The sequence below is a fragment of the Acidimicrobiales bacterium genome, assembly GCA_036273495.1.
In the GTDB taxonomy this organism is placed as follows: Bacteria; Actinomycetota; Acidimicrobiia; order Acidimicrobiales; family JAJPHE01; genus DASSEU01.
Window position 1 is genome coordinate 1 of sequence record DASUHN010000175.1, and the last position, 5,421, is coordinate 5,421.

Sequence of the window (5,421 nt, forward strand, 5' to 3'; positions counted from 1 at the left end):
CCTGGCCGATCCACTCGTCGGCTCCGGGACCGATGGCGGAGGCGCCGACGAGGACCTGCTCCCGCCGGTCCGCAGTCAGCACCAGGACGCCGCCCGCTCTGCCGTCGGCGGCGGCCCGAGCCGTCTCTCCCACCTCCGCGACCGCCGTGGCCACGTCGATGCCGTCCTCCTCGGCCTGACGGGAGTTGCGCCCGACCGAGGCTACGGGCGGATCGGTGAACACACAGCGGGGAACGGCGCGGTAGTCGGCGCGCCGATCGCGACCGAGGAGGTTGTCCACCACGATGCGGGCCTGGTAGTTGGCCGTGTGGGTGAACGGCGCCACGCCGGTGACGTCACCGGCGGCCCAGGCGTGCTCGACCCCCTCGATCCGGCCCCGCTCGTCGACCCGCAGCGCGTCGTCGACGTCCACCCCCAGCGCCTCGAGGCCGATCCCGGCGGTGCGCGGGCTCCGGCCGGTGGCGACGAGCACCCGGTCCACGGTCACCGGCGCGCCCGCCGACAGCTCGACAGTGAGGCCGGGGCCCGGGCCCGGTGCCGGGGTCACGCCGCGGACCTCGGCGCCCAGCCGCAGCTCGACGCCGTCCATGGCGAGCACTTCGGCCAGCCGACTGCCCACGACGTCCTCCTCGGGCGCCATGGGCCGGTCGTCGGGCTCGACCAGAGTGACGCCGGTCCCGAAGCGCGCGTACACCTGGGCCAGCTCGCAGCCCACGGCGCCGCCACCCACCACGAGCAGGCGGCCCGGCAGCTCCTCGGACACGAGGGCGTCCTCACTCGTCCAGACGGCGGGCCCGTCGAGACCGGGTATCGGCGGCACGGTCGGCTCGCTCCCGGTCGCCACGATCACATCCCCGAAGCCGAGCTGCCGGCCGTCGACGTCGACGGCGCCCTCACCCGCGATCCGGCCGTTCCCCCGGAGCACGGTCACGCCCCGCTTCTCCAACTGCCGGGCGGCGTCCGAGTCGTCGCGGTGGGCCGACACCCGATCCCGCCAGCGCACAGCCCGGGCGAAGGCGCCCCTCCCCACCTCGGCCCCCCCTTCCCCCACCACCGGGCCGGGGCCGGCGACCGCGCCCACCCGGACGGCCTCGACCAGGAGGTCGTGGCGGAGGTGGGCGGCGCGCAGCAGGGCCTTGCTGGGCATGCAGGCCAGATACGGGCACTCCCCGCCGACCAGGTGGCGCTCGACCAGCGCCACCCGCCGGCCGGCGTCGGCCAGCAGCCCGGCGGCCTGCTCCCCCGCCGAGCCGCCGCCGAGGACGATCACGTCGAAGGAGGTACCGGGCCCGTCCACGGGCGCGTCCTACCCGCAGCGGCTTGACCCGATCCGGGCCCCGCCCGGAAAATGGGGATATGGCCGTCCCGTCCCCATCGGGCGCCGGTGCCCCTCTCCGCTTCAGGAAGGCCGAGTCGGGCCAGGAGCTGGCCGACTACGCCCGGCTGTTCGCCGGCCGGCCCGGGCCCCGGATGATCGGGGCGGCGTGGGCGGTCACCGCCGCTCTCCGGCTGGCCCTCGGTCGCTTCCGGCGCAGGGATCTCGCCATCGCCGCGGGGATGGTGGCGGCCCAGCCCTTCACCGAGTGGGTCATCCACGTCGCCATCCTCCACTCCCGGCCCCGCCGGGTGGCGGGCCGGACCGTCGACCTCGCCCTGGCGCGCCACCACCGCGACCACCACGCCGATCCCAAGGACATCGACCGGGCGCTGATCCCGGTCCCGACGGTCGTGGGGGCCATCGGTGGCACCGCCGCCCTGGTCGGGGCGCTGGGCCGGGACCGCCACGGGGTGACGGCGGCGCTCACCGGGTTCTCGCTGCTGCTCGGGTACGAGTGGACCCACTTCCTGATGCACTCCGCCTACCGGCCCCGGACCGCCTTCTACCGCAGCCGCTGGCGGGCCCACCGCCTGCACCACTACAAGAACGAGCGCTACTGGTTCGGGATCACATCCGGTTTCGGAGATCAGGTCCTGCGGACCAACCCCGACCGGGCCGGCGTCGAGACGTCCCCGACGGCGCGCAACCTGGCCGCCTGAGGGCCCCGGCGGGCCGAGCGGTCAGGCCGCCAACAGGGCGGCGGCGTCGAGCTGGACCGAGGCCTCGCGCAGCTTCACCATGGCGCGCTTTTCGATCTGGCGGACCCGCTCCCCGCTGAGCCCCAGCACCTCTCCCGCCTCCCCGTAGGTCCGGGGGTCCCCCCGGTCGAGCCCGTAGCGCAGGCGGAGCACGGTCCGCTCCTGGTCGTCGAGGACCGACAGGAACCGGTCCACCTCGCTGGGCAGCAGAGAGGCGGCCGCGGCGGCGGCGGGGTCGACGGCGCCGGGGTCGGAGACCACGTAGCCGAGGCCCTCGTCCGACTCCTCCGAGAGAGGGGCGTCGAGACTGGCGGGCTCGACCGGGAGGCTGACCACGTCGGCGACCAGCTCGGGGGTCCAGCCCAGCTCCTCGGCCAGCTCCTCGTGACTGGGGGTGCGCCCCATCTCCGACTCGAGCCGGGTGGTGACCCGGCGCAGGGCGTCGACCCGGTCAGCCACGTGCACGGGAAGCCGGATGGTGCGGCAGGTGTTGGCCACCCCGCGACTGATGGCCTGGCGGATCCACCAGGTGGCGTAGGTCGAGAACTTGAAGCCCTTGCGGTAGTCGAACTTCTCCACGGCGTGGATCAGGCCGAGGTTTCCCTCCTGGACCAGATCGAGGAGGGGCAGGCCCGACCACTGATACTTCTTGGCCACCGAGACGACCAGGCGCAGGTTGGCCCGGACCATGGCCTGGCCGGCCTCGTCACCGGCGCGCACCGCCCGGCGCAGCCGGGCCCGCACGGCGGGGGTCAGCTTCTCCCCTGAATCCAAGCGGGCTCGAGCCTCCACACCGGCCTGGATCAGCGCGCCGAGGCGCGCCTCGTCCTCCTTGGTCAGGAGGGCGTGGCGGCCGATGTCGGCCAGGTACAGACGGACGAGATCCTGATCCGGGTCCTGGAGTTCTGCTGAGGGGGATGACGAGCGACGAGCCATAGCGTTGTTACAACACCGGGGAGGGCCCGCCGCATTCCCGCCCCGCCGGTCGGCTCACTGGTCGCCGAGCTCGAACCAGACGGCCTTTCCGTTGCCGGGATCCCGTTCCGCCCCCCAGCGCGACGCCAGCGTCTCGACCAGCACCAGACCCCGGCCCTGCTCATCCCAGGCTCCGGGCCGCCCGGGCCGGGGCACGTGGCTGGACCCGTCGCGCACCGATACCCGCAGCCCCCGCTCGGTCGGGGTGCACTCGACCTCGACCCTGGTGCCGGCGTGGGCCACGGCGTTGGTGACGAGCTCGGAGACCAGGAGCTGGGCCGTCTCGACGACCTCGGCCCGATGGGTCGGGGCGACGCACTCCGCTACGAAACGCCGGGCCTCCCGGACGCTGGCAAGGTCTGCCGGGAGACCGAGGCTCGACCTGCTCACGGCGCGCGTACCTACCCACTGTGCGCCGTGATCCAAGCACGCGAGGCCCACCGGCCGGACTATCCGGCGCCGCCGCGCAGGTAGTCGCCCTCGGAGGCGGGCTCGCCGTTGAACGCCACCTGGACCCGCTGCTCGGGTCGGCGCTGGTTCTCGGTGACCTGGGCCGATAGCGAACGCTTGTCGGCCTCGGTGAGCGGCGGCTGCACCATGGCGCGGGGCCACAGCTTGCGGGCCAGGACCACGTTGAGCTCCGCGGCGTAGATGCTGAGCTGCACCCCCAGGTAGATCCAGGCCAGCAGGCCCAGGACGTATCCGAACATTCCGTAGACCGCGTTGTCGTTGCGGAGGTAGTGGCCCACGACAAAACCGCCCACCGCCTGCAGGATGGTCCAGCCGATGCCGCCCGCCACCGCACCGGGCCAGAAGGCCCGGGTCTCCACCGCCCCCGGCGTAAGGACCCGGAAGGCCAGGAAGTAGACGAGCACGTTCACCGCGGCGGCCAGCACCTCACCGGCCACCGACAGCGCCGGGTTGTGGTGGCTGTGGCCGAAGGTCCCGAAGCCGGCCAGGAAGGTGGTGAGCACCAGGCCCACCCCCAGGGTCCCGAGGAAGCCGACGCTCCGCAGCAGGCGCTTGGCGAAGCCGGGCCGCTCCGGCCCCGGCAGGTTCCAGACCTGCGCCATCGAGAACAGCCCGGCCTGGGCCACACCGAGCGACCCCCACAGCAGGCCCACGAGCCCGACCGTCAACCCGAACGCCGAGCCCGCCTTCACGGCGTTGATGTTCTTGCTCAGCTGGTCGCCGATGATCGGGAACTCGGCGAACGTCGAGTTGAGGACCGCCTTGTGCAACCCCGGGTAGTGACCGAGGACCAGACCGGCAACCGTCACCAGGATCAACAGCAGGGGGAACACGGCGCTGAACGCCGCGAGGGTCATGTTGGAGCAGAGAACGCCGGCGTTGTCGTCCCCGAACTTCTTGACCACGCCGTAACCGACGGCGGTGGCCCGGTGCCGCTGCTGGAAGGCGTCGGCCCCCCGGGCCACCCGCTCGATCGGATTCACGGGCCGGTCAGCGGTTCACAGGAGCGGCGCGGCCGTTGGTAATGACTTTCTTTACGGTTTGTGTCAAACGAGAGCACCTCCTCGGGCCCGCCGCTCCGGTCGCAGCTCGTGACCAGGCAGTTACCCGGCGCCCCCGCCCAGGACACGTCGCCGCCTGCCATCTGACGAACGGGAGAGGGGCCCCGCCCCCCGCGAAACGCAAAGTGGGCGGCCGTATGTGAACTTTCAAGTACAACACGCAAATTGGCACGATCCGTGAAGCCAGGACCACCAAGCGCACGGATCGGGAGCCAATTCCTCACTCTTCGGAGTGTTGGCAACACGGCGGGCGCCAGAGACACCGGCCGTATAAGACGATTCATATACGGCACGAAAAAAGCGTTTCGCGCAGGTCTCCCCCGGAGGGAGAGAGGGGCGTGATGCATCGGCGTCACCCCTTGGAGTTGTGGAACTCGACCCGCCACCGCCACTCGCTGCCGTCAGGGGCGTTCCACCACTCGCAGAGGATCCCGACCTCCCCGCCGGGCAGGATCACCGGGCGCCCCCGGTCGGAGTCGTCCGGCCACACCTGCCGCCGGGTCACGCCCCCGTCGACGAGGCAGAGCCGCGCCATCGGAGTCTCCCCGTCCGCCTCCAGATCGGAGCCTTCGGCCACGATCCGGCCCGCCTCGTCGCGGACGGTCACCGAGACCTTCGCCGGAAGGGAATGGGCCAGGACGACCGGCGCGGCCGCCATCAGGCCCCGGGCCACCTCGATCCCCAGCATGCCGCCGGGCGTGCGGATCTCCCATATCTGGTCCGAGCTCACGACGATGGTCCTACCCCGAGATTGTGCGCTCCTGTCCTCGGGGACAAGGTACGGACGCGTCCTGTCGATATATAAGAGGAGGGAACGGTGCCCGAGGACAACGTGCTC

At 72.3% G+C, this 5,421-nt stretch carries 6 protein-coding genes; 1 reads left to right on the forward strand and 5 read right to left on the reverse strand.

All coding sequences use genetic code 11. The features are described 5' to 3' along the window. Nucleotides 1-1,297: NAD(P)/FAD-dependent oxidoreductase (locus VFW24_07315; GenBank protein HEX5266565.1), on the reverse strand; the 1,297-nt coding region annotated here is incomplete at its 3' end. Between the two features lie 59 nt (nucleotides 1,298-1,356). On the opposite strand from VFW24_07315, the gene VFW24_07320 reads away from it, so the two are divergent. After that, complete coding sequence (locus VFW24_07320) at nucleotides 1,357-2,037, forward strand: sterol desaturase family protein (GenBank protein ID HEX5266566.1); 681 nt, start codon at nucleotides 1,357-1,359, stop codon at nucleotides 2,035-2,037. A gap of 21 nt (nucleotides 2,038-2,058) precedes the next feature. On the opposite strand, the gene VFW24_07325 is transcribed toward VFW24_07320, so the two are convergent. The 4 genes from VFW24_07325 to VFW24_07340 form a co-directional block, all read right to left on the reverse strand. Continuing rightward, nucleotides 2,059-3,012 carry a sigma-70 family RNA polymerase sigma factor gene (locus tag VFW24_07325; protein ID HEX5266567.1) on the reverse strand — a complete coding sequence of 318 codons (954 nt, stop codon included), beginning with the start codon at nucleotides 3,010-3,012 and terminating at the stop codon, nucleotides 2,059-2,061. A 54-nt stretch (nucleotides 3,013-3,066) separates the two neighbouring features. Then, nucleotides 3,067-3,441 carry an ATP-binding protein gene (locus VFW24_07330; GenBank protein HEX5266568.1) on the reverse strand — a complete coding sequence of 125 codons (375 nt, stop codon included), beginning with the start codon at nucleotides 3,439-3,441 and terminating at the stop codon, nucleotides 3,067-3,069. A 59-nt stretch (nucleotides 3,442-3,500) separates the two neighbouring features. Next, nucleotides 3,501-4,505 (reverse strand): YihY/virulence factor BrkB family protein, encoded by a 1,005-nt coding sequence (locus tag VFW24_07335; GenBank protein ID HEX5266569.1) that lies wholly within the window; start codon nucleotides 4,503-4,505, stop codon nucleotides 3,501-3,503. A 430-nt stretch (nucleotides 4,506-4,935) separates the two neighbouring features. Further along, the gene (locus tag VFW24_07340; protein HEX5266570.1) at nucleotides 4,936-5,313 is read right to left on the reverse strand and encodes a hypothetical protein; all 378 of its coding nucleotides are present in this window, start codon (nucleotides 5,311-5,313) and stop codon (nucleotides 4,936-4,938) included. Nucleotides 5,314-5,421: the final 108 nt, after the last annotated feature.